Origin of the sequence: Allobosea sp. RAF48, assembly GCF_052114025.1 — a bacterium.
GTDB lineage: Bacteria > Pseudomonadota > Alphaproteobacteria > Rhizobiales > Beijerinckiaceae > Allobosea.
The window spans coordinates 343484-369151 of sequence record NZ_JBFRDZ010000002.1 but is presented as its reverse complement, the minus strand read 5'-3'; the positions used below and the strand labels follow the sequence as shown (position 1 = coordinate 369151).

The 25668-nt window shown below is 60.4% G+C and carries 26 protein-coding genes; 12 read left to right on the top strand and 14 right to left on the bottom strand.

Annotated features, from left to right (window positions below; genetic code table 11):
- Positions 1–174 precede the first annotated feature (174 nt).
- A complete protein-coding gene (locus AB4Z10_RS05095; protein WP_441469293.1) occupies positions 175–831 on the top strand; it encodes a recombinase family protein in 657 nt (218 codons plus the stop codon).
- A gap of 217 nt (positions 832–1048) precedes the next feature.
- On the opposite strand, the gene AB4Z10_RS05090 is transcribed toward AB4Z10_RS05095, so the two are convergent.
- The 5 genes from AB4Z10_RS05090 to AB4Z10_RS05070 form a co-directional block, all read right to left on the bottom strand.
- Positions 1049–2086: an HNH endonuclease family protein gene (locus AB4Z10_RS05090; protein WP_441469292.1), complete on the bottom strand. Its 1038-nt coding sequence runs from the start codon at positions 2084–2086 to the stop codon at positions 1049–1051.
- 1 nt (position 2087) lies between these two features.
- Entirely contained in the window at positions 2088–4433 is a 2346-nt protein-coding gene (locus AB4Z10_RS05085; RefSeq protein WP_441469291.1) for an AAA family ATPase, read from the bottom strand.
- A gap of 298 nt (positions 4434–4731) precedes the next feature.
- Entirely contained in the window at positions 4732–4923 is a 192-nt protein-coding gene (locus tag AB4Z10_RS05080; RefSeq protein ID WP_441469290.1) for a ribbon-helix-helix protein, CopG family, read from the bottom strand.
- Between the two features lie 87 nt (positions 4924–5010).
- Positions 5011–7533 (bottom strand): DEAD/DEAH box helicase family protein, encoded by a 2523-nt coding sequence (locus AB4Z10_RS05075; protein WP_441469289.1) that lies wholly within the window; start codon positions 7531–7533, stop codon positions 5011–5013.
- An 853-nt stretch (positions 7534–8386) separates the two neighbouring features.
- Complete coding sequence (locus AB4Z10_RS05070) at positions 8387–9613, bottom strand: tyrosine-type recombinase/integrase (RefSeq protein WP_441469288.1); 1227 nt, start codon at positions 9611–9613, stop codon at positions 8387–8389.
- 401 nt (positions 9614–10014) lie between these two features.
- Between AB4Z10_RS05070 and AB4Z10_RS05065 the strand changes: the two genes are divergently transcribed.
- The 5 genes from AB4Z10_RS05065 (at position 10015) to AB4Z10_RS05045 (ending at position 13902) form a co-directional block, all read left to right on the top strand.
- A complete protein-coding gene (locus AB4Z10_RS05065; RefSeq protein WP_441469287.1) occupies positions 10015–10695 on the top strand; it encodes a hypothetical protein in 681 nt (226 codons plus the stop codon).
- 504 nt (positions 10696–11199) lie between these two features.
- Positions 11200–12153, top strand: coding sequence for a metallophosphoesterase family protein (locus AB4Z10_RS05060; RefSeq protein WP_441469286.1), 954 nt, complete (start codon positions 11200–11202; stop codon positions 12151–12153).
- A gap of 29 nt (positions 12154–12182) precedes the next feature.
- Positions 12183–12527 carry a cupredoxin domain-containing protein gene (locus AB4Z10_RS05055; protein WP_441469285.1) on the top strand — a complete coding sequence of 115 codons (345 nt, stop codon included), beginning with the start codon at positions 12183–12185 and terminating at the stop codon, positions 12525–12527.
- Between the two features lie 47 nt (positions 12528–12574).
- Complete coding sequence (locus AB4Z10_RS05050; RefSeq protein ID WP_441469284.1) at positions 12575–13105, top strand: sigma-70 family RNA polymerase sigma factor; 531 nt, start codon at positions 12575–12577, stop codon at positions 13103–13105.
- A gap of 107 nt (positions 13106–13212) precedes the next feature.
- Complete coding sequence (locus tag AB4Z10_RS05045; protein WP_441469283.1) at positions 13213–13902, top strand: anti-sigma factor family protein; 690 nt, start codon at positions 13213–13215, stop codon at positions 13900–13902.
- 122 nt (positions 13903–14024) lie between these two features.
- Here AB4Z10_RS05045 and mctP read toward each other — a convergent pair whose 3' ends face one another.
- Both mctP and AB4Z10_RS05035 read right to left on the bottom strand, forming a co-directional pair.
- On the bottom strand, positions 14025–15572 hold the full coding sequence (mctP, locus tag AB4Z10_RS05040) for a monocarboxylate uptake permease MctP (RefSeq protein WP_441469282.1): 1548 nt from the start codon (positions 15570–15572) through the stop codon (positions 14025–14027).
- Positions 15573–15623: 51 nt separating this feature from the next.
- Entirely contained in the window at positions 15624–15830 is a 207-nt protein-coding gene (locus AB4Z10_RS05035) for a DUF3311 domain-containing protein (RefSeq protein ID WP_441469281.1), read from the bottom strand.
- A gap of 310 nt (positions 15831–16140) precedes the next feature.
- On the opposite strand from AB4Z10_RS05035, the gene AB4Z10_RS05030 reads away from it, so the two are divergent.
- From AB4Z10_RS05030 to AB4Z10_RS05020, 3 genes are all read left to right on the top strand, one after another.
- Positions 16141–17613, top strand: coding sequence for a DUF2252 domain-containing protein (locus AB4Z10_RS05030; RefSeq protein ID WP_441469280.1), 1473 nt, complete (start codon positions 16141–16143; stop codon positions 17611–17613).
- Between the two features lie 140 nt (positions 17614–17753).
- A complete protein-coding gene (locus AB4Z10_RS05025) occupies positions 17754–17900 on the top strand; it encodes a hypothetical protein (RefSeq protein WP_441469279.1) in 147 nt (48 codons plus the stop codon).
- Between the two features lie 188 nt (positions 17901–18088).
- Positions 18089–18628 (top strand): hypothetical protein, encoded by a 540-nt coding sequence (locus AB4Z10_RS05020; RefSeq protein ID WP_441469278.1) that lies wholly within the window; start codon positions 18089–18091, stop codon positions 18626–18628.
- A gap of 85 nt (positions 18629–18713) precedes the next feature.
- Here the strand turns inward: AB4Z10_RS05020 and AB4Z10_RS05015 are convergent, their stop codons facing one another.
- Positions 18714–18974, bottom strand: coding sequence for a PsiF family protein (locus tag AB4Z10_RS05015; protein ID WP_441469277.1), 261 nt, complete (start codon positions 18972–18974; stop codon positions 18714–18716).
- Positions 18975–19102: 128 nt separating this feature from the next.
- Positions 19103–19345 carry a hypothetical protein gene (locus AB4Z10_RS05010; RefSeq protein ID WP_441469276.1) on the bottom strand — a complete coding sequence of 81 codons (243 nt, stop codon included), beginning with the start codon at positions 19343–19345 and terminating at the stop codon, positions 19103–19105.
- 189 nt (positions 19346–19534) lie between these two features.
- Here AB4Z10_RS05010 and AB4Z10_RS05005 point away from each other — a divergent pair, with 189 nt between their 5' ends.
- Together AB4Z10_RS05005 and AB4Z10_RS05000 are read left to right on the top strand one after the other, a co-directional pair.
- Positions 19535–19759: a hypothetical protein gene (locus AB4Z10_RS05005; RefSeq protein WP_441469275.1), complete on the top strand. Its 225-nt coding sequence runs from the start codon at positions 19535–19537 to the stop codon at positions 19757–19759.
- Positions 19760–20075: 316 nt separating this feature from the next.
- On the top strand, positions 20076–20708 hold the full coding sequence (locus AB4Z10_RS05000) for an HAD hydrolase-like protein (protein WP_441469274.1): 633 nt from the start codon (positions 20076–20078) through the stop codon (positions 20706–20708).
- A 203-nt stretch (positions 20709–20911) separates the two neighbouring features.
- Here AB4Z10_RS05000 and AB4Z10_RS04995 read toward each other — a convergent pair whose 3' ends face one another.
- Positions 20912–21130: a hypothetical protein gene (locus tag AB4Z10_RS04995; RefSeq protein ID WP_441469273.1), complete on the bottom strand. Its 219-nt coding sequence runs from the start codon at positions 21128–21130 to the stop codon at positions 20912–20914.
- Positions 21127–21612 (bottom strand): DUF6790 family protein, encoded by a 486-nt coding sequence (locus AB4Z10_RS04990; protein ID WP_441469272.1) that lies wholly within the window; start codon positions 21610–21612, stop codon positions 21127–21129. The genes AB4Z10_RS04995 and AB4Z10_RS04990 overlap by 4 nt, the downstream gene beginning before the upstream one ends.
- 270 nt (positions 21613–21882) lie before the next feature.
- Between AB4Z10_RS04990 and AB4Z10_RS04985 the strand changes: the two genes are divergently transcribed.
- The gene (locus tag AB4Z10_RS04985; protein ID WP_441469271.1) at positions 21883–22296 is read left to right on the top strand and encodes a DUF411 domain-containing protein; all 414 of its coding nucleotides are present in this window, start codon (positions 21883–21885) and stop codon (positions 22294–22296) included.
- Between the two features lie 261 nt (positions 22297–22557).
- Here the strand turns inward: AB4Z10_RS04985 and AB4Z10_RS04980 are convergent, their stop codons facing one another.
- From AB4Z10_RS04980 to AB4Z10_RS04970, 3 genes are read right to left on the bottom strand one after another with little or no spacing between them, the layout of a single operon-like run.
- The gene (locus AB4Z10_RS04980) at positions 22558–23391 is read right to left on the bottom strand and encodes an ABC transporter permease (protein WP_441469270.1); all 834 of its coding nucleotides are present in this window, start codon (positions 23389–23391) and stop codon (positions 22558–22560) included.
- The gene (locus AB4Z10_RS04975; protein ID WP_441469269.1) at positions 23388–24557 is read right to left on the bottom strand and encodes an ABC transporter permease; all 1170 of its coding nucleotides are present in this window, start codon (positions 24555–24557) and stop codon (positions 23388–23390) included. The genes AB4Z10_RS04980 and AB4Z10_RS04975 overlap by 4 nt, the downstream gene beginning before the upstream one ends.
- Entirely contained in the window at positions 24554–25624 is a 1071-nt protein-coding gene (locus AB4Z10_RS04970; protein WP_441469268.1) for an ABC transporter ATP-binding protein, read from the bottom strand. The genes AB4Z10_RS04975 and AB4Z10_RS04970 overlap by 4 nt, the downstream gene beginning before the upstream one ends.
- Between the last annotated feature and the right edge of the window lie 44 nt (positions 25625–25668).

The following is a 25668-nucleotide window of genomic DNA, read 5'->3' as shown; positions in this document are numbered from 1 at the left end:
TATACGGCGACTGCTTCCGGGCAGCTGCGCGGCGTATTATCGCCGCTATGTCCGCTGAAGTATGGCCCAACGGTCAGCGTGCGTTGGGTCATCAAATATGTCCGTAAGGGTTGACTCCTATCAACGGTCATGGAATCTATCGGTCATGATCTCAACGGACGTTTCTGGAGCCTAATGCAGACCGTTCTCTATGCGCGGGTAAGCACTCTCGATCAGACCATCGAGCATCAGCAGACGCAGGCTGAAGCTGCGGGTTTCAAGCTAGATCGTGTTCTCGCGGATCACGGAGTTTCCGGGGTCAAGACCAAGCTGGAGGAACGACCCGAGGGAAGGCGGCTCTATGATATCCTGAGAGCCGGTGACATTCTGGTGGTTCGATGGATCGACCGTCTCGGTCGCAACTATGATGACGTCAAGCAGGCCATCGAGCAGTTCATGCGTCGAGGCGTGATCGTTCGAACCATCATCAACAACATGACGTTCGATGGGTCTACCAAGGACCCAATGCAGATGGCTGTCCGTGATGCACTCATCGGGTTTATGGCTGCAGCAGCCCAATCGCATGCTGAGGTGACGAAGGCCGCGCAGATCGCTGGCATCGCTCATGCCAAGAGTCTCGTGGGTGAGAAGCGCTACAAGGGGCGAAAGCCGAGCTTCAACGCAGAGCAGCTGACCGGGGTTCTGAACCTCCTGGAGCAAAAGGCTGGTGTAAGCGCCATTGCCAAAGCGACGGGACTGAGCCGCCAGACGATCTATCGGATCATTGATGATCCCGCCGCTGCGCAAATGTCACTCGTTGAGTGGGAGGTGGTACGCAGCAAGGCTGCATGATCGAACGGGTGCGGCGACTTAGCTTGCTCTATCGTGTCTGGCGGAAGTCGACTGCGCCCGCATGACCGTTGGGCGCATCCTTTTGCAACCTTGGCAGAGCTTCAGTTGAACGCCATGCCCGATCTTGGTCGGAAGCAGAACGGCTCGTTCAGAAGGTGCAGGCAGAAAGCTGCCCTTCCGAAAGCGCTATTTCGGAGATCGGTGACGATGGCGCTGCCTACAGCTCGTCCTTGAAAACGGCAATCCACTCCCTCACCAGTTCGGAGAACGGCGCTCGCGGATCAGCCATCGCCACAATTTCTGCCATTGTCCGATTAGCCATCGCCCTTAGCCGGTCTATCGCCGCTTGGATGAGATTCGCGACGGTCCCGGCTTGGGGAAGAGCGTCTTCCAAATCGTCCGCGAGCGTCGAAGCATCGACCAAGAGCGCACCCAAGAACTCCAGCCGGCGAAGGAGCCTGGTACGTTCCTGGACGAGCGCCAGTCGATTGAGACCAAATACCTGTATTGACAGCGCGCCACGTATACTCATGCTGGCGACCTGCGCGTGGGCAATGATGGCATTAGCGTCATCGGTGAGCGCCGGGAGAGCCGGGGCCACACCATTTCCAGTTACTGGCAAGATCAGTCCGATGTGGTCCCGCCGGTCGATCCAGTACCGCAGGTGCTCTTCTGCCCGGTCCTCACACGGATTCAGGAGCAGCGCGCGTTCAGAGGCGAGAAGACGCGCACGGTCGCGTTCGGAAGGCTCTGCCATGACCCGTGCGCCCTCGACGGGGAAGCATGAGTCCTTGCCGGTCTTGATGCTGACGTAGGCGCCGCCCGTTCGAGAGGTATCCGCCATCGCAGTGAGGCTGCGCATGTCGCGCGGGGTTGGCTGGAACCGGCGTCGGTTGCAGTCGATGCAACTGGGCAGAAGGTTCCCCCAATCTGCGGCCAGCCACCAATAGCCCTGATGTGCCGGCTCGCCCTCCACCTCGCCCTTGGGTCGGAAATGCTCGATGTCCACGGGGCCAACTGCCTCGTAACTGGCTTCGCAGTAGGCACACTTGCTGTGGAACAGCAGCTGCAGCGTGTGCCGGACGTCATCCTCTTTGTAAGCTTTGAAATTGAACGACTTCCGCCTGCCCTTAGCATCGTATTGGACCGGTCCGCCGAAGAATGTTCGTGCTCGCACGAGTTCGCTCGCGCCGGATTTCCCTGGACCTGTAAGGCTGGCCGGCGCCTTGACTCCAGCACGCTCGACGTTCCTCACCTCAGTAGCGTCCGAGCAAATCGAGGATTTTCGCACGGGTCGTCTCGCGCAGACCCCGGCGTTCCGCCGCCGGAGCGGTCGCCCTACTCCTCAGGAACTGCTCGACTGCCTCTTGGACTAGCCTTTCAATTTCCGTGGATCCGATTGGGAGTGCCCGAGCTACCTGTTCACCTATTGAACGGCGGAGGTCTCGGAGAGCCAAAACTTCTTGCTCGTCGCGCGGATCGGACGCCAGAAGATCGCCCGCCCTGGCCAGCGTGACTTCGGTGCCGACCTCGTCGGTGGAGAACAGGTCGAAGAAGTCGGACGTTAGCAGCTGCTCCACTGTGAGTGCGGAGACGGGTGGGAGATCCTCCAACTGCTCGACCGCTGAGGGGAGCCCGGCATCGCCACGCCTGAAAGCTCTTCGCAGCACTACGAGCTCGCTCGTCGACAGTCCGCGTAGGCAGAGAGGGTCGTGAGTCGTCATGATGAAGGTAACGCCGGGCAGCGCCTTGCGCAGTCCCTGGACGACCCGCATCTTCCATCGAGGATGGAGGTGGGCCTCGATCTCGTCGATCAGGACAACGGCTCTGGCGTTCGCGAGCGAAGCGCTACTCGCGTCCTGCGCCTCAGCGAGCCCGCGCAGGACGTGGCAGGCCATACTGAGGACCGACCGGAAACCCGACGACACGAGGTTCAACGGTGTACGGGTCGTCACGCGCGATCCGTCGTCAGCTATGCCGCTAGTGATAAGCAGGCACCTGCCTTCCTGGATCGTGATGCCGTCATACTCGTCGTCAATCGCCAAAATTTGGTTCAGGGCGCGTCGGACTTCAGAAAAGAGCGGCTTCTCGGAAATTGAGACCAGCCACCTTTCCGGATTGGGTAAAACGTTCTCCGGGCGGAAGATTGAGATTACGGAGGAGCTCGCCCGCTGACCGACGCTGTCGTTGGCAAAAATCCTGAACGCACCGTAGGCAAACACTGGTGTGCGGCTTTCGTTGTCTTCGCGGTCGCCTGCGAGCTTTCCGGAACTGATTTCGAGATTTACGCTGCTGCCGTCCTCGAACGTGGCCGTCAGCTTAGCCGCGCGCAGCTCGCCGCTGCCTCCGAGCAGATCCGGATCCAGCATCAACGAGCCGGACGGCAGGTCGAGATCAGAGCGAGCTGCTTCGCCCGCCAGAAGGTAGGCGATTGCTTCGAGGATTGAGCTTTTTCCGACGGCGTTCTCGCCAAGGATCATCAACGCGGGAGCGCGGTGATCGGCATGGGCTCGCTTCATGACCTCGTCAGTGGCGAGCGCGACACCGACCTTTTGCGACAGCTCCCCGCCGAGCAGCGGCAGCTCTAGCCGCAAGTGGTCCACTGACTTGAAGTTGCAGATATCAAAGGAGACTGGTCGCGCCTTCCCGCGCATCACCACACGTCGTCGCCTCGAGGGGCGACGAAGCGAGTTGGGATCAGCATTCAGGGAAAGCAACGCCTCGGCCAGCTGCTTTCTAAAGTTTGCGGCTCCTATTCGCTGTGCGTAATATTCCCGAATCCTGTTCGGTGTCAGGCGTACAGAGCTAGAGGGGCCACTTCCGATCCTCCGAGCCAATTGGTATAGGAGCACGTACCACGTCCCGCCATATTCCAGGTCCGCGAACCTGAAGGGACCATCGACTGGATAGCCGGGGCTAGCTAACTGGGGGAGTTCATCAAGATACTGATGGAATCTGTTACCACGTCGAGACACGAGGTCGGCGCGGTTAAGCCGAAAGTGGCGGACGGTGGCATCCGCCCGCTCCGAAAGCCCTACAATCCGACCGTCGGGCAGTGCGGCTAGGTTCAGCCGAAAGTTTTCGTCGCCACACGGGTCGAGGAATACCTGCCGCTCGGTTCCGGGGAACGGCCAAACGCCTGAGGAGCTGCGCGTGTAAATTTCGACCTGCGCACGCTCCGGCAACGGCATCCGGGGCCCCGTCCGCATGGGGAACACAGAGGGCTCTAGTGGTCGACAATCGTCACAAATTGCGTAGATGTTAGCCCAGTCGTTGACGAGCCACGTGTAGTAAAGGTGGCTCAGGCGGGCAAACTCGGGGGCAACGCTCGATGACGGCCCAGCCTCCTCGGGAGGCCTGAATCGGTACGGCCTGACCTCGGCATTTGATTCGCAAAAGGCGCATCGGTCATGGAAGAGTTTCCGCACCGCCTCGCCGAGTTCGGAATCCTCGATCTCATAAGGCGACATTTGCACTCGGGTCTGCTCGAGCTTTGCCGCGTCCACCGCGAAGATGCTTTCCAACATCTCCCTAGCCCGGGACGACCGCTCGTCGGTGAGGCAGGAAGGAGGCTCGACATCCGCCCTGTTAAAGTGCTGCATCGTCTCCAACCGCCCTAATTGACGGAAGGACCTAACATCACCGTCCATGCCTAGAAGGCAAGGATAGGGCAGGCTTTGGCTTCCGCGCACGAGGGGCTCGGTAGCCTCCCTAATAGACCGTAGCCGTGCTATACAATCGAGCACAAGTGGGCTCTAGCATCAGTGCGAGCGGCAGAACGCCGGTTTCTGGTGCCTCGAAAGGACGCCTCGTCGACGGCAGTGCGGTGATCGGACTGAATGACAAGGTTGATCCCGCGCTGTTACTCTCGCAAAAATCCGCGTCCCAAGTTGATGCCTTTCAGGCTTGGCCAATCAGCGCCTGGGACTGCTGGGAGACCGGTTTCTCCCGGTTGTCCAGATACAGCCTGATGGCTTTCCTGATCAGGAAATTTCTAGATGCACCGGTTGAGGCCGTGATCAGGTGTAGGCGATCAACCAAATGCTGATCACAGAGAATTTCGACTCTAATCCGCGTGTCTCCGGTGTCCATCTCGCCTCCGTCTATACCGGAGAGAACCGGTACAGATTTATTTATCAATCTACCGATGTGACAAAGGGCGGCAGAACTGGATAGCTCTTACCTTTTTGACAGTCGTATTAATCTCTTGAGCTGGCCTAACCTCTGGTCTTTTAGACGTTTGGTTGAGCACAGAAGAGCTTCATTGGTCATTATCTCCTCAACCCTCTCGGACGCTATGCATCTGCGCTTGAGGGCATAATACAAGGTGGAATACGCATCATTCCTCTGCTTGGGGATATTTCCGGCTCGCCAGCGTTCGATCTCGAAATCGATCTCCTCTTGGAGAAGGTCACTGTGAACGTTGCAGGTCTTACCGGATGAGGAGCTGACAACGAATTCCCGAATAATTTCAGGCTCTTCGTCAAAGTTGACCCACTGAGTAGGATCGAGAGGCTTGCGTTCCGGGCCTCGAAATTCGAGAAAGAAACTCGCGCTTTTCTCCCTTGCCTGGCATGGTAGATACATCAGATCGGCGCAGTTCTTTTTGCTTCGATCAAACCCGTCTTTTTTCTTTCCTCCAGTCCCCTTTTGGTTGTAACCCTCTTTCTCGACAGCCTTCAGTATTTGCTCAATAACATTCTTATACATTGGTGGCGTCATGATGAATTCCGTTGGAATGTACGCTCTCCATCTGCGATGAAGAGACGTACAAGAATACGTATTGAAAAGTATCATTTCTGTATGAGGGAATAATTCGGCAAATTTCTCAGGCGTCAGATCGCCTTCGTCATTATCGAGCATTATCCCATTTGCACAAACGATATTGGATTCCGTCCGCATATTAGTCGGATGAAGAGCTGGGCATCCCATCGTCATCACTTGATTAGCGCATTTGGACGGCACAGTTCTCTGGTGATACTCTCTCAATTTATCAATAAACATGTCGTGAGATGAGGCAATTATGTATTTCGAACTATGCGTAGACCAAAGGAAATCCCAAATACATGCGCGAAATTGCGGGACGTTATACCTATAGATATAAGGTATTTCGTCACAGAATTCATTGCATTTAACCTTACCGTCCTCACCATGATTTGGGATTTTGTCCATGAGATTTTGCCAAACAGCCAAATGGTCTTTCGTCGACAGCCGCTGTCGGTATTTTCGATTCCTCTCCGCGCTACTCGTATGAATCTGAGGTCTACCGGCTTTCTTGAATGAATCTTCCGGAGGGCCTAATCCAAGCCACTCGATTTTGGAGCCCTGCAGTACGGATTGAAGCCACTCGGCAAGACCGCGATCTGGCACCACAACGATCTGCGGTTCCGCCTTTTTCGGATTGCGGATACCTCCACGCAGAATCGCCTGATAAGCTTTCACGTAATACATGTCTCGAATGATGTCTTCGTCGGTCAATCCGCGAAATCTTAGGAATGCAGCCTGTTGGGGACTCGGATTGTAAGCCGCCAGAAAGGCAACCATGTCCACATTCGTGTAGTCATTCAGGCCGTGAGGCATGCCTGGAAGTCTTGTAGCGTTGTCACTATGGGGGAATAGATCACCGGTATCATTATTACCTAGATACAAAAATCGCTTGTTCTCCGACAGGTCAGATACTTTCTTTAGAAGTGGAATCCAAATGTCGTCTTTATGTTTATTCCGCTTTTCCTTTGACCAATTTGTATTAGTGGCGTAGTAGATATTCACGCTCTCTCCGTTCTGGTGGCTGTAATATTTTAACTCGGATAGTTGTTCTTCTTTAAATCTGATATTTTTTGTTTGCCATATTTTGTACAGGAGACTTTCTTTAAGTTCTGCGCCTGCAACACGAACCGACTTGTAGCCTGACATGATTGAAGGGTTCATCTCGGCATACAGAACGGGGGCAGTTTCCTTTTTCGAGTCGCTTGCCACATATTGCGAATATTCATTCGTATTGACATACGTCGACCAATGAGCGGACTTAATTAGAGAGAGGGCCTCCTTGAACTTCGCGACGCCATTGTCGGATTTCATATCCGTTTCGAGTTTCAACAGGCCTTTGTGGTCTCCGATTACGAGCTGCGACCAAACGTCATCGACTGGAATTGTTGTTAAAATCGATGTCAGCAGGCTGTGTATTTTCTTATATCTGAGGTTAAATACCTTATGGACCTGAGGAATTTCATCGGCAATTAGATTCCAATGGTCCGGTTTATGGACATAGGGAAGTTGCATGAAGGCATCCTGCGTAATGAACAGGACCTGGCCGTCAGCATCAGTTTTCCTTAAGTGACTTGATATACGTGCAATAACTTTTTGACAGACATCCCCGTCGAGACGGTGAATTCTGACATCTCCTTTCATAGTCTTCAATTCCTTGATGGTTTTGCCGATAAGTTCTTTAGTCGGTTGAACAAATAGAACGCGCTCTCCGGATCGTACTAGTTGGCTAGCGATCTTGCAGCTGGCATACGTCTTCCCCGCACCGGCAGGCGCATCATGAAGTATGATAGAATTATTCGATATTAATTCGCTATCGTAGTAAAATGAATGATTTAATGGCTCTGAATGCCCACCAATAGTTAATCGATTATTATAAGTCATTTTTTCTCCATTTATATTAGAAATTTTTTTGGCAATATTATCTTTGGACGCCACGCTACGCGGGGCGCCTAAACCTGTCGTTTCAATTGGAAGAGACAGTTTTTCTGTGGCCGCACACGCCCGTCGCCTCTCCGATCAAGCCACGATCCCCGGCGCTGGTGCTACGCTCTAGAGGACTTGAACGAAAACGAGGAAGCGGCGTGTTGGCTCCAGTCGGCTTTGGCGGCGCGGATCGCGCTCAAGCAGATGCCGTCACTTGTAATGCGGAACGGGACGGTTCGCGAATGGGTAGGGCTTCTAGCCACGCAATGGCGTCAGCGTACAACACGATGGTTTTGCCTCCAGCCTTTCGGGCTATGAGGCGGCCAGCGGCGATCTCTTCAAAGATTGTAGATCGACCTCGCCCACAGGCGCTGGCTAGGCCATTAATGTCATATGCTAGGGGAAAATACTTTTTGCGCTCTTCTGCCATAGGTTATCGAGTCCTTTAATTGGGTTCCTTTCGTGATTGAGAAGTCGATTGCTTAGGACAACAAAGAAATTGCAGGCTCTCTAATAATCAATCCGATTTTTCTTCATTTAATTGAACTATGGCAGGATGTCAAGATTGTATAATGCCCGCAATCTCGTGCTTTAATGTCGTTTATTTCAGAGTAAAGTCGTAATGCTAGCCTAAATATAAATGTTAGCCATAGAATTAGCGTCATTTTAAATCATAAGTAAAGTATATAGGCATGAGTATTAGTTGTAAAAATACGCACTGCGGTGTAATTCCTGCGTCATTCTGCGGGATTTCGGTCGCGGCAGATTTGTTTCCCGCGCTGGAGAGGTGACATATATTACGGATACCTACGGTATTCGCTTCGCGTCTTGCGAAATAGGTGGCCGTTTTGGTGGGGCGCGCCCGTTAAGCCGCATTGGTTTCCATAGATGCTTGAAGGCTGGAAGCCGGATTCGTCAGAAATTTTTCCCAAGCCTGCATCAGCTCGCGTCTTTTTTCGAGAGCGTCTCCACGTCGGTAGGCGCGCGCGGTTTCATTGCCGACTATGTGGGCGAGCGCTGCCTCTGCGACGTCCCACGGAAATTGCGTTTTCTCGCCTACCCAATCTCGAAATGAACTGCGGAACCCGTGAACTGTGATGTCCGTGCGTTTCATCCTGTCGCGCAGCAGCATCGACATCGCCATATTGGAAAGCGGCTTGTCCTTCCGTCCCCCCGGAAAAACATACTCGCTTGTCTTCACCTTTTCGATCTCGTCCAAAATGGCCAGCATCCGGGCTGTCAGCGGCACGCGATGCTCCTTATTGCCTTTCATCCGCTCCGGCGGGATCGTCCAGATTTTAGATTTCCGATCAATCTCGGTCCACTTTGCGCCTATTACCTCTCCAGACCGGCTGGCGCCGAGGATCGTGAATTCGAGCGCGAGAGCGGCTACCGCGGCTCTCTTGCGCAATTCCGTGATAAATTCGGGCACTTTTTCATAGGCTAAGGCCCGATGATGTCCGCGCTGCAGCTTCTGCCGACGAGGTAGCAACTGATCGAGGTGGCCGCGCCAGCGAGCCGGATTATCGCCGGAGCGCAACCCGTTCGCCTTGGCGGCGTCGAGTACGCGTTCAATGCGTCCGCGAAGCCGAGAGGCAGTTTCTTGCTTGGTCGACCAAAGCGGCCTGAGCACATCGACTACATGCTTGGTTTCAATGGTATCGATATCCAGTGGGTAAAGCGCCGCCGCATACGTTTTTAAGGTATGGGACCACTGCCAACGATGCTTTTCGTTCCGGAATCCGACCTTGATGGAATCGACAAGATCGTCGGCGAACGCGCCGAAGGTTCGGTCGGCATGAGCAGTCTTCTCTTCGGCCTTGGCAACCCGCCGGGCCTCAATTGGATTGGTGCCTGAATGAACTTGGCGGCGAGCAGCGGCGGCTAGCTCCCGAGCCTCCGCGAGCGAAACTCGCGAAAAACCGCCCAATCCCATCTCTTTTAGTCTGCCCTGCCAGCGGAACATAAAGAGCCATCTGCGTGCGCCGCCGGGATCGACGACGAGGTAGAGCCCATCACCGTCGCTGTGCCGACCGGCTTCGGTTATTGCTGCGACCGTCCTTACCGAAAGTTTCTTGACAGCGCGAGCCATCATTTACCCCAACATTCACCCCAACGATTGCGCCGGATGATAGCGGATTGGTCTGGACTGAAACAGCCAGAACGACGCAGAATAAGCGAAAATATGAAGAAAAGTCGACTGGAGTTGGATCGGTGTGGACTATGCTTAGGTTCCCCTCAGCTCCACCAAGGCTTTCCGTTAAGTGGGCGATAGTGTTGGCATCGCTTCTGTGCGGCCGCCATTATCGCTGCATTTGCCCCAAGATCGTACGCGGTTGAGGTCGGGCTGAAACAAGCCAGAACTCCGCAAGCGCGCGCGGGCGAGGCCCTCGGCTGCAATCGATGGCTGATGCAGGCGGCAATTCCGCTGGGGCCTCTGTGCCGCGTCGATCCTCGATCCGGGTGCAGTTGGGGGCGCGGAGATTCGCGCCCATGGCGTCATCGTTGCCCTGGCCTGCATGCATTTGGGCTTCGTCGGGATGCCGCTTTCGTTATTCCGTTGATGCCTGGCCGGACATTATATTTCTTCGCGGCTTCCCATTGCGTAAGGTCGTTCATTCTCGGTATTCGGGTTGCGCGCTGCAGGCCATCTTCTTGACTTGGCGCAAGAGACCATTCCCGATGTTCTTCACTCGTATTGCCGCGGGCGCCTTGGCGCTTGGTCTCCTTGCATTTCCAGCCTTCGCCAAGAATTTCGCGGTTCCGGCCAAAAATCCTACGATCACAATCGCTCTGCCGGATGATTGGTCGACCGAGGAGATCGAATTCGGCTTTCAGGCTCGGCCCGATGACGAAGCAATCTTCTTGTCCATTGAATCGGCAAACGCACGTCAAATCGACAAGATGCTGTCCGACACCCAGAAATGGATGCGCGACAACAAGATCAAAGCTGTCGAGCCGATCAAAGCCGACATGAAGATCAATGGCATCGACTCAACCGTGTTCCAGTTCCGGACGGCCGACGAAAACGGCCCGACGACTGTCGACCTGATCCTGATGCCGGCCACCAACAATCGGGTGATGATGCTTACGGTGTGGGGCAATGACAAGGAACGCGAGACACACGGCAAAGCGCTCGATGCCATTTTTGGCAGCATCAAGTCGATCAACTAGTCCGTATCGGACCGCTTGAAGCGTCGACGGCTGCTTTCGCCGCCAGTAGGGTCCCGGCTGTGCAGGAAGCCCGAAAGCCGGAGTAGTCGTAGCTGGGCGATCGAAGCCCTCACCGGACACCAAGGCTCAGCCAGGCAGAGATTCCGCTGGAGCCTTGGTGATGCGCGTCGTGCGCATAGGTGTGCTCAGCCCGGTCGCGATGGCGCGAGCGCGCGTCGCTGCCTCGCCGGTGTGACCGGGCAAACAATACGCAACAACAATCCAGCCCGTCGTTCGCTCGCATTCAGCGCTGGAAGAATGCTCTGAGCCCACCGGAACAGCCAGGCGAGCGCCACCTGTATGGACGTCGCGCCCATTGGCAGGAATGCACGGACGCGCGGTACAATCCCCCGACCTCATGCCATCACGCCCCTGTGAACGTCCGGCGCGGCGGGGACGGGAATAAACCCGCTTCTCTCCCGGTCTTCTCAGCATCTGCCATCGGCGGCATTGCAGGAGACCGACATGACTCATCATCGCGACAGCAATGGCGAACCTATCGACCGCCGGCATGCGCTCGAGTGCATGATCTGGGCGGGCACCGGCATTCTCTGGACGGTTTCGAGCGGTGTGCCCGTATCGCTCGGCCTACTTGGCGAGGCCAGCGCGGCTGAAGGGGCATCCACCGGCTTCACGTTTCTGCAAATCTCGGACAGCCATATCGGCTTCGACAAGGCCGCCAATCCATATGCCATCGACACATTGAAGGAGGCGATCGGCAAGGTTCGGGCGCTGCCCGAAAAGCCGTCCTTCATGATCCACACCGGGGACATCACCCATCTGTCGACGGCTTCGCAGTTCGACACCGCCGCGCAGGTCATCGGCGGCGCCGGGTTCGACGTGCACTATGTGCCCGGCGAGCATGATGTCATCGATGAGAACAACGGGCGCGCCTACCTCGACCGCTACGGCGCCGGCACACGGGGGGCCGGCTGGTATTCCTTCGACCAGAATGGCGTGCACTTCGTCGGCCTGGTCAATGTCGTGAATCTCAAGGCCGGAGGCCTCGGCAATCTGGGGGCAGAGCAACTCGCCTGGCTGGCCGACGATCTGAAGGCTGTCAGTGCCTCCACGCCCGTCGTCGTCTTCGCCCATATTCCGCTTTGGGCGGTCTACCCGGAATGGGGCTGGGGCACCGACGATGCGTCGCAGGCGCTTGCTCTGCTCAGGCGTTTCGGCTCGGTCACCGTGCTCAACGGCCATATCCATCAGATCATGCAGAAGGTGGAGGGCAACGTCACCTTCCACACGGCCCTCTCGACCGCCTTCCCGCAGCCGGCGCCCGGCACCGCGCCATCGCCCGGGCCGATGACCGTGCCTCCCGGCCAGCTGCGCAATCTCCTCGGCATCACCAATGTCGCAGTGAAGCGGGGCAAGGAGGAACTCGCGATCATCGACAGCACGCTCGCGGGAAGCTGACCCCCGTGGCGCAAACAAGGACGCCTCCCATGATCCGCACAGGCCTCAATGCTCGACGGCTTGCCTCCGCGCTCGTCGGTCTCGGCCTCATCGTCTTGACGCAGAACCCGCTTCGGGGCGCCGATGCCGCCCACGTCAAGATCGAGAACTTCACCTTTGCCCCCAAGACCCTCACGGTGAAGGTCGGGACGGCCGTGACCTTCGAGAACGATGACGACATTCCCCATCTCGTCGTTGCAAACGATGCTTCGTTTCGGTCCAAGGCGCTCGACACGGGCGATGCCTACGCCTTCACCTTCACGAAAACCGGCGATTTTCCCTATTTTTGCGCGCTTCATCCGCATATGCAGGGTACCATCACCGTCACCCCGTGAGAGTGGCCGGGCGAGCCGTTCCCGGAGAACCGGACGATGCCGCGGTGTTGAGCGACAAAGCCTCGGCGGAACGCTTTGGCGAGGTGGTCCTGCCCCATCTCTCCGATGCCTTGGCGCTCGCCCGCTGGCTGACCGGCAATGCCGATGACGCCGAGGACGTGGTGCAGGAGGCCTGCCTGAAGGCGCATAAGGGGCTGGCAGGCTATGCGGGCGGCAATGCGCGAGCCTGGCTGCTGACGATCGTGCGCAATGTGTCCTACGCCTGGCTCGCGCGAAACCACCCACGTCGCATTGTTGCCGTTGGCGACCTTGCCGATCTCGACGCCCTTGGGGCCTGCGCCGAAACAGGCGTCGATACGCCGGAGGCGGCCTTGATTGCCAAGGCGGACGCGGCGGCGCTGGAAGCGGCGATCGCCATGCTGCCGCACTGTTTCCGCGAGGTTCTGGTGCTGCGGGATATTAACGGCCTCAGCTACCGGGAGATCGCGGCGATGCTCGATGTGCCGCTGGGCACGGTGATGTCGCGCCTGTCGCGGGCGCGCGGGCTGCTGATCTCGGAACTTGGGGGCAACCGATGAAGGAAGCGATGGGATTGCCGCTGGACCCTGCGGATCTTCGGTTGCTGCTTCACGCTCTGGTTGATGGCGAACTCGATGCGGCCACGAGCTTGGCGCTGGAGCGGCGTATGGCAAACGATCTGGCGCTGGCGGCCGAGCACGCCCGTATCGCCGCGGCGCAGGCCGCCATTCGCAGATTGCCTCGGCCCGACATCAGCGAGGCATTCCAGGCTCGCATCGCGGCGCTTGGCGTTCGTCGCGGAGAAGCGGGACAGCCGGAAATTCCCCGCTTCGGCTCGTTCGGCTGGCGCGCCATGGCGGCGTCGGTCCTCATCACCACGGTTCTGGCGAGTGGGTCGACCCAATGGGCGATGACACGTGGTGCGCCCGACAGCTTTGCGGCGGCGATCGCCAGCAGCCATCGCCGCAGCCTGCTTGCCGCAAGCCCGGTGGATGTCGCCTCGTCGGACCGGCACACGGTCAAGCCCTGGCTCGACGCCCGGATTGGCCTGTCTCCCGCCGCGCCGGACCTGGCGAAGGACGGCTTTTCGCTCCTGGGCGGCCGTGTCGAAGTGATCGGGGACAAGCCGGTGCCGGCTCTCGTCTACAAGCACCGTGAGCATCTGATCACCCTCGTGGCCGCGCCGCAGGACAGCGGAAGCGCAGCGATGCCAGTCGCGGCGGAGCGTTCCGCCGGCGGCTTTTCGCTGCTCCGCTGGACCGACGGCGCTTTCTCCTATTGGGCCATCTCGGATACCGATCGCGCCACGCTCGAAGACTTCGTCAGCCGCTTCCGGGCCGCGGCTGCAGCGGGCTGATGCGCGTCTTCGTGCCTGGAAGGCCGGCGGGGCTACTCCCTTGCAAGCTCCGGTGCGGAGGCTCGCAGGGCCTGCGGTTGCGCCTGCCGTGCTCGTGAAGTTCGGGTCGGGCCGCGAGAACGTCAGCCGTAGTAGTCGGCGGCAATCGTCTCGTCGGCAGGGACTGAATGTGCCTTCAACGCCCTGAAGACCAAGGTCAACACGACGGCGATGGCGAGGTTGAGCACGAGCGTGTAGACGGCGGTATAGCCTGGGAAGACATGGCCGCCGAAGCTGAGTGGATAGGTGGGCGTGAGATTGGACGCGACGGCCATCAGCGTCCCCGCGACGATCCCGGCGAGCCAGCCGATCAGCAGGGCCCAGGAGTCGAACCAGCGCGTGTAGACGCCGAGCATCACCGCCGGCAGCGTCTGGATGATCCAGATGCCGCCGAGGAGCTGCAACTGGATGGCGTATTGCGTCGGCACGAACAGGATGAAGATGAGCGCGCCGAGCTTGACGATCAGCGAGACCCATTTCGCCATCTGCGCTTCCTGCCGGTCGGTGGGGTTCTGGTTGATGAATTCCCGGTGGATGTTGCGGGTGTAGAGGTTAGCGGCGGCGATCGACATGATCGCCGCCGGAACCAGTGCCCCGATGCCGACGGCGGCGAAGGCGACGCCGACGAACCAGGACGGGAAGCTGTGCAGGAACAGCGCCGGCACCGCGAAATTATTGCCGAACTCGGCAAACCCCGCCGCATATTCCGGCATGGCGCGGACGCCGGCGGCGATCGCGAAGAAGCCGAACAGCGCCAAAAGACCCAGCAGGAAGGAGTAGGCCGGCAGCATGGCCGCGTTGCGCCGGACGGCCTGGCCACTGCTGGCGCTGAGGATGCCGGTCATGGAATGCGGGTAGAGGAACAGCGCGAGAGCCGATCCGAGGGCGAGCGTCGCGTAAGTGCTGTAGGCACCTGTCGTGCCCGGAGCCGGCGTCTCGAGCAGGATCTTCGCGTCCGGCACGGCGGAAAAGATCTTGGCAAAGCCGCCGAGCTGGATCGGGATGGCGATGATCGCGGTGAAGGCGGTGACATAGATCAGGATGTCCTTGACGATCGCGATCGAGGCCGGCGCGCGCAGGCCGCTCGAATAGGTGAAGGCCGCCAGGATGAGGAAGGCGATGATCAGCGGCAGGTCCGCGGCAAGGCCGGTGCCGGAAATGCCGAGCGCGCCGATCACCACCTGGATGCCGACGAGCTGCAGCGCGATATAGGGCATGGTCGCGACGATGCCGGTGATGGTCACGGCGAGTGCCAGCCAGCGGTTGCCGAAGCGGCCACGGACGAAGTCGCCGGCGGTGATGTAGCCGTGCCTGTGGCAGACGTGCCAGAGCCTGGGAAAAACGAGGAACAGGATCGGATAGATGACGATCGTGTAGGGTACGGCGAAGAATGCCACCGCGCCGGCACCGAAGGCGAGGGCCGGCACGGCGATGAAGGTATAGGCGGTATAAAGGTCGCCGCCGATCAGGAACCAGGTGACCCAGGTGCCGAATCTGCGGCCGCCAAGGCCCCATTCGTGCAAGAGATCGAGATCTCCCTTGCGCCAGTTGGCGGCGGCGAAGCCAAGCCATGTAATGAAGCCGAACAATGCCACGAACACGATGGTGGCGGTCCAGTTCACGTTCTGCATGACACGCTCCCCGAACTCGTCGTCCTCAGGCGCAAGGTCTGGTGAGGCGAGCTAATCCTTTGCCGCAAAGTAGACGATGGCGGTGAGGGCGGCCCCGATCAGCACCCAGAGCATCTGGTACCAATAGAAGAACGGTATGCCTGCCCAGGCGGGCTCAGCCCGGTTGTAGAAGGGCGGCCAGAGGACCGCGACGAACTGGATGACGAAGAGCAGGTACCACCAGCTCCATCTGCCCCGTCTTTCTCCGGTGCCGTTCATTCCGAGCCCTCCCGACATCGCGCCTTTGGGTCAGAATGAAAATTATGCTCCTCTTGGGCAGGGCCTGGCAATGGCTTTCCGAATACGCACCACGGCGAAGGCCGATACTTGTGTGTTTCGGAATTGGCCAGTGTCCGAGCAACGAGTGTTTTGCGATCACGGTTGCGTCATTTGACGAACCAGCGCGAGGCGTCTCACCTTTCTCCATGGGATGCCGGAATGCGAAGCCGGATCGCGGGATATCGCCGGCAGGGGCGGGCCCGTTGACGAGAAAGCCGTGCGGGCCGAAACGTCAGGATCGAGGTCACCGATGGCACGACATCAACCGACCAAGCCACTCCTCCTGTCCCGTGCCGAGCGCTACGCCGCCGGCAAGGCCCTGCGCAGCAAGGTTCCGCGCGAGAGCCATGCTCAATGGTCGCTTCGCGACGGCGGCGACGCGGTCTCCATTCTCGCCGAGACCGATGGCAGCCGCATTCCGGAGCTTCTGTCCATTCGCTACGAGCGCATGATGCAGAATCCATTCGCCTTTCTGCGCGGTGCGGCGGCGGTGATGGCGGCGGATCTTGCGGATCTTCCATCGGCCGGGCTGGACGTGCAGGCCTGCGGCGACTGCCATCTCATGAACTTCGGCGTCTTCGCCACCCCGGAGGAGAATATCCTCTTCGACATCAACGACTTCGACGAAACGCTGCCGGGCATCGACTTCTCCGTCGACCTCAAGCGCCTGGCCGCGAGTATCGCCGTAGCGGCGCTCGACGCCGGATTTTCCAAGAAGGCCGCCCGTCTCACTGTCACCGCGACGGTCGCGGCCTACCGCCGCCGGCTGCGCAGGCTTGCCAAGCTCGCTCCGATAGAGGCTTGGCAGGCGCGCACGGAACTCGGGCAGGAACTGGCGCGGATCGATGATCCGGCGCTGCGCCGGCATGTGCAGGGCCTCCTCGCCAAAGCGCGGAACAACCCGCAGCAGGATGACAACTTTCCCCATCTCGAAGCCACCGCCGACGGCTCCTGGCACATCGAGGATCGGCCGCCCCTGATCTACCATCTTCCCGAGGAACACGACGGCACGCGAACGCTGCAGGCCGACAAGGTCTTCCGTCATTACCGCGAGACCTTGCCGCCGGAGCGCCGCGTGCTGGTTACGCGCTACGGCCTGCGGGACCTCGCCTTCAAGGTCGTCGGTGTCGGCAGCGTCGGTACCTTCTGCGTGGTCGGCCTGTTCATGACAGCGGACGATGAGCCGCTGTTCCTGCAGGTCAAGGAGGCTCAGGCGTCCGTGCTCACGCGGCTGACGAAGGGCAGGAGCCCGGCGCAGCCCCATCAGGGGCAGCGTGTGGTGGAAGGCCAGCGCATGCTGCAGGCGGCGAGTGACGTGTTCCTGGGGTGGGCGGACGACAGTGCCAGCGGGCGCCAGTTCTACGTCCGGCAACTCAAGAACCGCCGTCTGGGATCGATCGCCGAAGTGGTCGAGGGCCAAGCCCTGACGGCATATGCAGAATTGTGCGGCCGAACGCTAGCGCGCGCGCATGTCCGCTCCGGCGATGCGGCAGCCATCGCGGGCTACATGGGCGGGTCCGGGATATTCGACGAGGCCGTCGCGTCCTTCGCAATGGTCTATGCGGCGCAGACCACGCAGGACCATGCGGCGCTCGTTGCCGCCAAGGGCTCCGGCAAGACGATGGAGAAACCAACGGTCAAACCTGGACCGAAAGCTTCCGTTTCCGGTCGCGCCGGTCAGCCAACTCGCCATGCGGAGACGCGGGCATCCGGCAGGCACTGACCGAAGGAGCAGCCTCGGCCCGGGCGCGGGCGATCACTTGTTGTCGAGCGCATCGCGGGCGCCGCCCCCTAGGCCGTAAACTCATAAGTCCTTTTGGGTTTTAGGCTGTTGCGTGATTCAAGGCTTCCAATGGGGGCTTGATGACGCGCCGTCGCTACGAACTCGCCGACCACGAATCGGCGATCCTGTCGCCGCCGTTGCCCAACGAGCCGCGCGGGCGGTGGCCCCTTTACGCCCTTTCCGAACTGGAAGAGTTGAGCGCGGCCAAAAAGGCCAATCGCAGCTAAAGCGCACAGCGCCGACTATGCGGGTCGGGCTTTTGCCGTGGCCATTGTTACGAAATGTGTCGAGGACGGCACCTCCCGGCCAGCGCTCAGCGCGAAACGGCCCCTGCGACGATGCCGCGTCATCCATTTGGCTGACGTCTATCCGAGACGCCCCTGATCAGGTTCAACCTCCTGGCGGGGGCTATCCCATGAGCAGCGGTGTTCCTCCTCAAAAGCTGGTCACTCTCGTTGGCCCCTCAGTGGGGTTGAACGGGGAGGGAGTGCTGTTCCGCACGAGCCTGACCCGGAATCCATACATCCGGAACGGCGCCAGCAACGAGGATATGGTGGGCATGGTGAAGGAGGGCGACAAACACGTCGTCTTCAACTGCCACGGCTTCTCTGCAAAGCCACCCTACAAGGCCTACATCGCGATCGGGCAGATGCTCTTCGAGGACAACGTGGAGGTCTGCTTCCCATGGATGCGGATCAACAGCCTCAGAGTGATCTGGCTTTCTGCCTGCAACATCGGAGGCAGCGGCCTGGGTTTCTGCAAGAAGCTGGCGAAGATCACCGGCTGCTACGTGGTCACGAACACGGGGCCGGCGCTCGATCGCTCACTGAAGCCGAACACGATCGAAGACAACTACGCTGCCATGCCTCAGTACGTGAAACCGGACGGCGGTATGATCAGCCGGGCCGATTTCAAAGCATTGGGCGGAAAGTACGGATTCACGATTCCGGGGTGACTACGGCATTCAGAGCTCGCGGCCGCGAAGTGCTGGCCACAGAGGCGCCACCCAACGTTCAGGATGGCGCCCAGCCGCGTCGAGCTTAGGCCTTCTTGCACTCGTCGCGGAACTGCTTTCGGGCCTTCCCGTGAAGGCCCTTCTGATCCGCTTGATCAGAGCAGGCCTTCGACTTGGCGGTCCTTTGACCGGAGGTTGTCGTAGCCTTTTTGGCCGGCGCTGCGGGCGCAGGGGCCGTCATCGCGGGCTTTGTGTCTGGGGTCATCTGCACGGGTGTTTGCGCAAAGCCGTAACCCGTCATCATCGCGAGCGCGGCAACCGGCAGCAGATAGCGCGAGAGGTTCATGGCATCGTCCGTCATTAACCCGGATGGTCGGTTCCTGGCAGTCGCCGGGTCGGCTGTCGGATGACGAATGATCGCGCGGACTGACTTGAACGGGTACTGAACAGCTCGCCGGCAACGTTTCAGACCCGCTAGCGGGTGCTGCCTTTCGGTCCGACGCGGATCGCGTTGAGTTGCTGCGATGACAGGGTCATATCGATCACCTGTTCCTTTGGCGCTTCAGCAGCCGGCGAGAACTCGGTCCGGAGCACGCCTGGGTCAACAACAGGTTGCCCCGGCAGTTCACACGCAGGCCCAACTCGGTTGGGCTCGGCCGCGGCCAAGGTGGGAAGCGCGGCAACGGCGAAACCTGCGACTATCGCAGCTTTGATCATGGCGCCCTCCTTGGCAGGTTGATGTGGTGGATCAACCCGGCCCTGGAGCACTATGTTCCTGCCCGCCAGGGAGGCTGGCTTCGGAGTTCGACGAGAACTCCGCTATCCCTGTAAGCGTTCTGTAAGCCGGCCTGACTACACCTTGCTCAACGAAACAACGGGCCTAGCCCGATGAGCAGGAGCGCAACGATGAACGCCAACCGAGACAATGTCGCTCTGGACGACGAGACGCTGGACAGCGTGAACGGCGCGGGCCTGAAGGATGCCCTGGGGCGCATCGGAGAGTCGGTGAAGACCGATTTGGACAAGGGTATTGAAATCGGCAGCTACGGCGGAAAGCTCGGCCTCGGCGTCGGCGCCTCTGTCGGAGCGACCATCGGTTTGGTGAAGGGCATCAAGAACGAGATCTTCTGAGGCTATTCCGCCGCGGCTGAAGGTGAGGCCGAACATCGGCCTACCATTTTCAGAGTTCGAAGAGGCCGCTTGCGAGGATCGGCCTCCCCGGAAGGATGGCCGCCAGGCCTCCTCGATCGTTTCGGACCGCTTCGCGCGTCACCGCAAGGCCCGGAGTGCCGATGCGGGCGGGCCCGCCGCATGGTCCGGTGCCGATTTTAAAGTTCGACGCGGCGAGGGGGGCGACATTCCCGCGCGGCCTCATGGTTGGCTAGCGCGCGGCTGGTTGACCGCTTCGACGGCTCGGGGCAATGACACCTGAAGTTCAGGAGCCATTATGCCTCCCTTTTCGCTCGCCATATTCGATTACGATGGAACACTGGCGGACAGCTTCCCGTGGTTCTGCTCGGTACTCAATCAGACTGCCCGGCGGTTTGGATTTCGCGAGGTCGCAGAGCATGAGATCGAAGAACTTCGGGGGTTAGGTTCGCGAGAAATCGTGGCGCGACTTCAGGTTCCCCTTTGGAGAATGCCTTCGATAGCCGTGCACATGCGCAAGCTGAGCGCAGACAGCCGCGATGAGGTGCGGCTATTTCCCGGCGTCGAGAACATGCTGGCCAGCTTGGCCGCATCCAATATTCAGGTCGCCATAGTGAGCTCGAATGGCGAGGAAGCAATTCGAGAGAAGCTCGGCTCTGCTGCTGTCCACGTTAGCCATTTCAATTGTGGAGCATCCCTCTGGGGCAAGGCCGCCAAATTTCAGGCTGTCATCAAACGCAGCGGGGCCAGCAAGCAAGGTTCCATCGCCGTGGGCGACGAAGTTCGTGACATCGAAGCTGCCCGAAGCGTTGGAATCGCCGCCGGCGCAGTGACTTTCGGCTACAATGCTGCTTCCGCGTTGCGGGCAGCGAAGCCGGACATGACGTTTGATAGCATCGGCGAACTGTCGGCGAGGCTGACGCACGCCTGAGGGATGCGTGGATTGACTGACCGCACGCCCATCGACTCGACTGGGGAGCCGTAGAGCGGGCCGCTGCATTGGTGTCGCAATGTCAGGGCGGCGAGGCTAGGCTCATGGCCTTCCGATTAGACTGATAGCCGGAATTCGCCATCCAATGGCGGCGTAGGTCTGGGCTGCATTATGGCTTGGCCGGTTCCGAAGTTCGAAGAAGCTCACCAGTTTCGCCGCGACAAGGACCGGGCGATGTACCCGAGCCCGAAGCCCATCATGGCAACCGCGAGCCCGGAACAGACCAGTCCAGCCGGCGTGATACGCAACTTGCCCTGCAGCGTGATGTGATTGCCAACGCGCAGGTCGAACACCGATCGGATTTCCTCCGGGTGCGCTGGCGCCGCGTCGAAGATTGCAGGCTCTGCCTTTACATCGGTCATCGGGCGGCCTCACGTGACTGGGCCCTGAAGTAGAGCCAGGGCAGCAGGAAGATGCTCACAATCGTAGAGACTAGCAGCAAGCCGAAATTATTGACTGCCAGGTTGCCGGCGGCGGCATCGTAGACGTGATTGATCGCGACACCGATGAAGAAGACCACTGCGTAGAGAATAATCGCACCTTTGAACTGAACCGGTCGCCAGAAGGCAACGATTGCGGTGATCCCCATGGCGATGTCGGCAATGCCAATCTCGGTCTCGAACGGGCTGGGGCTCCACCCGATCGACTTCGAGGCGATTGCCGGGAAGAAGACGTGAAATATCCCGGACCAGATGCTGCCAATGCCCAGGAAAAGCAGAAGCAGCCAATCCAGCAGCCGCTCCTCGTACGGTGCCGGTCTCTTGGAGACGGCGGCCGCGACGAATGCCGCTGGGAACATCAGCACCGTCAGATTGCCAAGCACGAACCGGATCAGCGTTTCCATAGTGCCCCCCGCGCATTTTGCCGGAGCTTAGACGCTGCGTGAGCGGAAACCCACTGATCGGGAAGCCGAATAGCGAGAATACCGGGCCGGCGTCCTCTCGGTCCGCGATATCGCCAACGGCGCCGGCATCTCCACTGTCGCCGTCATCAAGCGCGCGAAGCGTTGCGGTTGGACCCAGGACATCGCCCGCAGGGTCAAGGAAGAGAGCGCCAAGCGGCTGGTTACCGCTGCGGTTCCCAGTTCGGTTGTCTGCGATCAGGCAAGGCTCCGATGTTCGGCTCGTCGCTGACCAGTCAGGTCAAGGGCATCGAGGGCATCCTCGACGGCCTCGGGGACGCCGGCGATGGCCGCGACAAGACGCTGGCCTATGGCCTCGCGACGGCGCGGCGGGTGGTTTGTGCCAGCATGGTCCCGGTGCGCGAGCGCTTCGAGCAGACTGACGAGGAGGCTCGCGCCTGCGTCGCGAAGCACTATCCGAATAAGGGCTGCAGCAAGCCGGCTGAGGCGATCAAGCGCCTGCTGGTCGAGCGCCCCAAGGCGACGGGCCTCGTCGTCGCAGGCATGCCCATCAGCTCGCCCGGTATGGAGGTGCGTGGACAGGCGCCCGATACCCACGAGGTCATCATCTTCTCGGCGGGCAGACAGAGCGTCTTCGGGCGCTGCCGGGGGCTCGCACAGATCTGAACCGAGCAATCAATCCTCCTTCCCCACTTGCACGATGGATCTCCAGCGTCTCGACGGAACGCCAAGCGAGCGGAAGCGCGCGATTCTACAAACGAAAGATGCCCGGCCGGGGACCGGGCATTGATCCACCTCCGTTGAGTTGGATCGATTTTCGGTCATGCGGACACGGGAGCTCTGGAAGTCTGCTTTCGAGCGGGGCCCAGATCCCGCTATTGCGCAGACCAGTACCGAAGCGACAGATGGCTTCTAATGATGCCCGAGCTAGCCGATCTCGATCCTCTGCCTCTTGCGCAAAGCCTGGTACAGCGAAGCGCCCTTGACGGTCAGGAGCAGCACGAACGTCAGGATCATGATGATGAAGGCCGCTGCTGCGATTGCAGGGCTGATGTTCTCACGCAAAGACGAAAACATCTGGCGGGCGAGCGTCGTCTGGTTGGGGCCGGCGACGAAGAGCGTGATCACCACCTCGTCGAGCGAGGTGGCGAAGGCGAAGACCGCGCCGGTCAAAATGCCCGGCATGGCCAGCGGCAGCGTCACGCTCTGGAAGACCTTGACCGGCGAGGCTCCGAGACTGGACGCGGCACGCTCCAGCGCCGGATCGATGCTGGCGAGCGAACTCGCGACGTTGACGAGCACGAAGGGCACGCACAGCACGGCATGCGCAATGATGACGCCGAGATAACTCGAGGCCAGCCCCATGCGGGCGTAGAGGATCTGCATGCCGACGCCGAGCACGACCGCCGGCACCACCATCGGCAACAGGAACACAGAACGCAGCAGCCCGGAGAACGGCACGAGTTCGCGCCTGAGGCCCAGCGCCGCCAGCGTCCCGACCACTGTGGCGACGATGGTCGCGCCCGTGCCGATGATCAGCGAATTGACGATCGCACGCGTCCAGGCCTGGCTTTCCGCGAGCGCGCCGAACCAGCGCATCGAAGGTCCGCTGATCGGGTAGACGAGGAAGACGCTGTCGGTGAAGGCGAGCGGCAGGATCGCGACGAGCGGCAGTAGCAGGAAGGCGACGGCCAGTGCCGCGAAGGCGAGCCGCAGCGCGTTGAAGGCGGCGCCGCCGGGGCGGACCGAAACGCCGCTCATGTCTGCACCAGCGGCGTGCGCGAGAGCCGGCTGTATGCGATGTAGAGTACCATCGTGGGCACCAGCAGGAACAGGCCGAGCGCGCCCGCCATGCCCCAGTTCGCCGTTCCGGTGGCGTAGAAGGCGATGACCGAGCTGATCATCTGGTCGCCGGCTCCACCGGTGAGCGCCGGCGTGATGTAGTAGCCGAGCGCCACCATGAAAACGAGCAGCGAGCCCGAGAGCAGTCCGGGCATGGCGAGCGGCAGCAGGACGTACCGGAAGGCCTGCAATGGCGGGGCGCCCAGAGCCGCAGCGGCTGGCATCAGGTTGCGCGGGATCGCGATCAGGCTGGCATAGATCGGCAGCACCATCAGCGGCAGCAGTACATGCGTCATGGCGATCAGCACGCCGGTGCGGTTGTAGATGAGCGAAAGCGGCGAATCGATCAGCCCGATCGCGCGCAGCGTCTGGTTGATGAGCCCGTTGTCCTGCAACAGGATCAGCCAGGCGGCGGTGCGCACCAGCAGCGATGTCCATAGCGGCAGCAGCACGGCGATTAGCAGCGCATTGCGCTTCCAGCCGCTGACGCTCGCCGCCAGCATCGCGAAAGGCAAGCCGATCGCTGCGCAGAGGAGCGTGACCTGCGCTGCAATGATGAAGGTGCGCAGCATGATCGCGCGGTTGACGGCGAAGTCGGCTTCCACGGGCTCGATCCGCGCGTCGTCATTGCGCTTGAGGTCGACCGCCGCCAGCAGATTGGCGTCCGTATAGGCCGGCATGCTGCGCTTCAGCGCCAGCCAGTAGGCTTGGTCGCTCCAGCGCGGATCGACGGCGGCGAGATCGACCACGTCGGCCTCACCGGCCTCCCGCACGGCGCGCGCCGTGCGGGGCAGCAGCGTGCGGAAGCCGGCCTGTTGGCTGTTGAGCGTGCGCACCGCATCGCCGAAGCGCTCCTGCGGCGTATCGGCCCGCAGATCCCGGATGAGCGCCGCCTGCAACGGCGCGGACGGCGGGCTGTTGCCATCCCAGCTCGTGATCGCGGTCGCCGTCTGCGGAAAGGCGAGGCGCACCGTGCCGCCCTGCACCGCGGTCGAAATCATCATCCACAGCGGCCAGAGAAAGAACAGGCCGAGGAAGACCACCATCGGCGTCACGAGGAGGAAGGCTTTGAGGCGTGCGCTCATGGCGCCACCAGCGAGCAGTCGCCGGGCGCGAAGCTGGCGAAGGCCTTGCTGCCGATCGGCGGTGCCGCATCGCGGCGCCCGGCCCTGGCGACGAGGCGGTTCTCGCCGTAGGCGAGGTGCAGGCGGATGTGATCGCCATGATAGACATGGTCCTCGATGGTCACCGGCAATGCGTTCGCCGCAGCATCCGGCACGAGATGCAGCATTTCAGGACGAACCGAGACCATGACGTCATGGCCGGCTTCGAAAGCTCCGGCCCTGTCGCAGGTCACGCTCCCGCCGGCCGCGAGCGCGACCGTCCCGGCTTCGCCCTGACGCTGGGACACTCGTCCCGCAAGCAGATTGGTCTCGCCGATGAACTCGGCGACGAAGCGTGTGCGCGGCCTGTCGTAGAGGCCCGAGGGCGTATCGAACTGCTCGATCTTGCCGCGGTTCAGCACGGCGACACGATCGGACATGGTCAGCGCCTCGCCCTGATCATGCGTGACGAAGATCACCGTCAGACCGAGGTCGCGATGCAGGGCGCGGATCTCGAGCTGCATATGCTCGCGCAATTGCTTGTCGAGGGCGCTCAGCGGCTCGTCCATCAGCACGACCTTGGGCTCGTAGACGAGGGCGCGGGAGAGCGCGATGCGCTGCTGCTGGCCGCCGGAGAGCTGCGAAGGCTTGCGGTCGGCGAGATGGCCGAGGCGCACGAGGTCGAGCGCGCGCTTCACCCGCGTCTCGCGTTCCGCCCGGGCGACGCCGCGCATCTTGAGCGGAAAGCCGACATTCTCGGCGATCGTCATATGGGGGAAGAGAGCGTAGTTCTGGAAGACCACGCCCATCTCGCGCTTGTGCGGCGGCAGATGCTCGACGCGCCGCCCGTCGACATGGATGCTCCCGCCGGACGGCGTCTCGAAGCCGGCAAGCATCATCAGGAGGGTCGTCTTGCCCGAGCCCGAAGGGCCGAGGAGGCTGACGAACTCTCCCCGCGCGACATGGAAGTCGAGCGAGTCGACCACGGTTACCGCGCCGAATACCTTGCTGATGGCCGCGAAATGAATGAACGGATCCGGAGCTCGCAAAGATCAATCTTCCCGTGACGAATAAGGCGCTGCCGTTGCGGCCG

Coding starts and splice junctions, on each gene's coding strand:
- AB4Z10_RS05095 (WP_441469293.1), top strand. CDS start 175: ATGCAGACCGTTCTCTATGCGCGGGTAAGCACTCTCGATCAGACCATC.
- AB4Z10_RS05005 (WP_441469275.1), top strand. CDS start 19,535: ATGAACGCCAACCGAGACAATGTCGCTCTGGACGACGAGACGCTGGAC.
- AB4Z10_RS05080 (WP_441469290.1), bottom strand. CDS start 4,923: ATGGACACCGGAGACACGCGGATTAGAGTCGAAATTCTCTGTGATCAG.
- AB4Z10_RS05055 (WP_441469285.1), top strand. CDS start 12,183: ATGATCCGCACAGGCCTCAATGCTCGACGGCTTGCCTCCGCGCTCGTC.
- AB4Z10_RS05010 (WP_441469276.1), bottom strand. CDS start 19,345: ATGATCAAAGCTGCGATAGTCGCAGGTTTCGCCGTTGCCGCGCTTCCC.
- AB4Z10_RS04985 (WP_441469271.1), top strand. CDS start 21,883: ATGTTCGGCTCGTCGCTGACCAGTCAGGTCAAGGGCATCGAGGGCATC.
- AB4Z10_RS05070 (WP_441469288.1), bottom strand. CDS start 9,613: ATGGCTCGCGCTGTCAAGAAACTTTCGGTAAGGACGGTCGCAGCAATA.
- AB4Z10_RS04980 (WP_441469270.1), bottom strand. CDS start 23,391: ATGAGCGGCGTTTCGGTCCGCCCCGGCGGCGCCGCCTTCAACGCGCTG.
- AB4Z10_RS05025 (WP_441469279.1), top strand. CDS start 17,754: ATGACGCGCCGTCGCTACGAACTCGCCGACCACGAATCGGCGATCCTG.
- AB4Z10_RS05000 (WP_441469274.1), top strand. CDS start 20,076: ATGCCTCCCTTTTCGCTCGCCATATTCGATTACGATGGAACACTGGCG.
- AB4Z10_RS05030 (WP_441469280.1), top strand. CDS start 16,141: ATGGCACGACATCAACCGACCAAGCCACTCCTCCTGTCCCGTGCCGAG.
- AB4Z10_RS05060 (WP_441469286.1), top strand. CDS start 11,200: ATGACTCATCATCGCGACAGCAATGGCGAACCTATCGACCGCCGGCAT.
- AB4Z10_RS05015 (WP_441469277.1), bottom strand. CDS start 18,974: ATGAACCTCTCGCGCTATCTGCTGCCGGTTGCCGCGCTCGCGATGATG.
- AB4Z10_RS04990 (WP_441469272.1), bottom strand. CDS start 21,612: ATGGAAACGCTGATCCGGTTCGTGCTTGGCAATCTGACGGTGCTGATG.
- AB4Z10_RS05085 (WP_441469291.1), bottom strand. CDS start 4,433: ATGCAGCACTTTAACAGGGCGGATGTCGAGCCTCCTTCCTGCCTCACC.
- mctP (WP_441469282.1), bottom strand. CDS start 15,572: ATGCAGAACGTGAACTGGACCGCCACCATCGTGTTCGTGGCATTGTTC.
- AB4Z10_RS04995 (WP_441469273.1), bottom strand. CDS start 21,130: ATGACCGATGTAAAGGCAGAGCCTGCAATCTTCGACGCGGCGCCAGCG.
- AB4Z10_RS05020 (WP_441469278.1), top strand. CDS start 18,089: ATGAGCAGCGGTGTTCCTCCTCAAAAGCTGGTCACTCTCGTTGGCCCC.
- AB4Z10_RS04975 (WP_441469269.1), bottom strand. CDS start 24,557: ATGAGCGCACGCCTCAAAGCCTTCCTCCTCGTGACGCCGATGGTGGTC.
- AB4Z10_RS05035 (WP_441469281.1), bottom strand. CDS start 15,830: ATGAACGGCACCGGAGAAAGACGGGGCAGATGGAGCTGGTGGTACCTG.
- AB4Z10_RS05045 (WP_441469283.1), top strand. CDS start 13,213: ATGGCAAACGATCTGGCGCTGGCGGCCGAGCACGCCCGTATCGCCGCG.
- AB4Z10_RS05065 (WP_441469287.1), top strand. CDS start 10,015: ATGGCGTCATCGTTGCCCTGGCCTGCATGCATTTGGGCTTCGTCGGGA.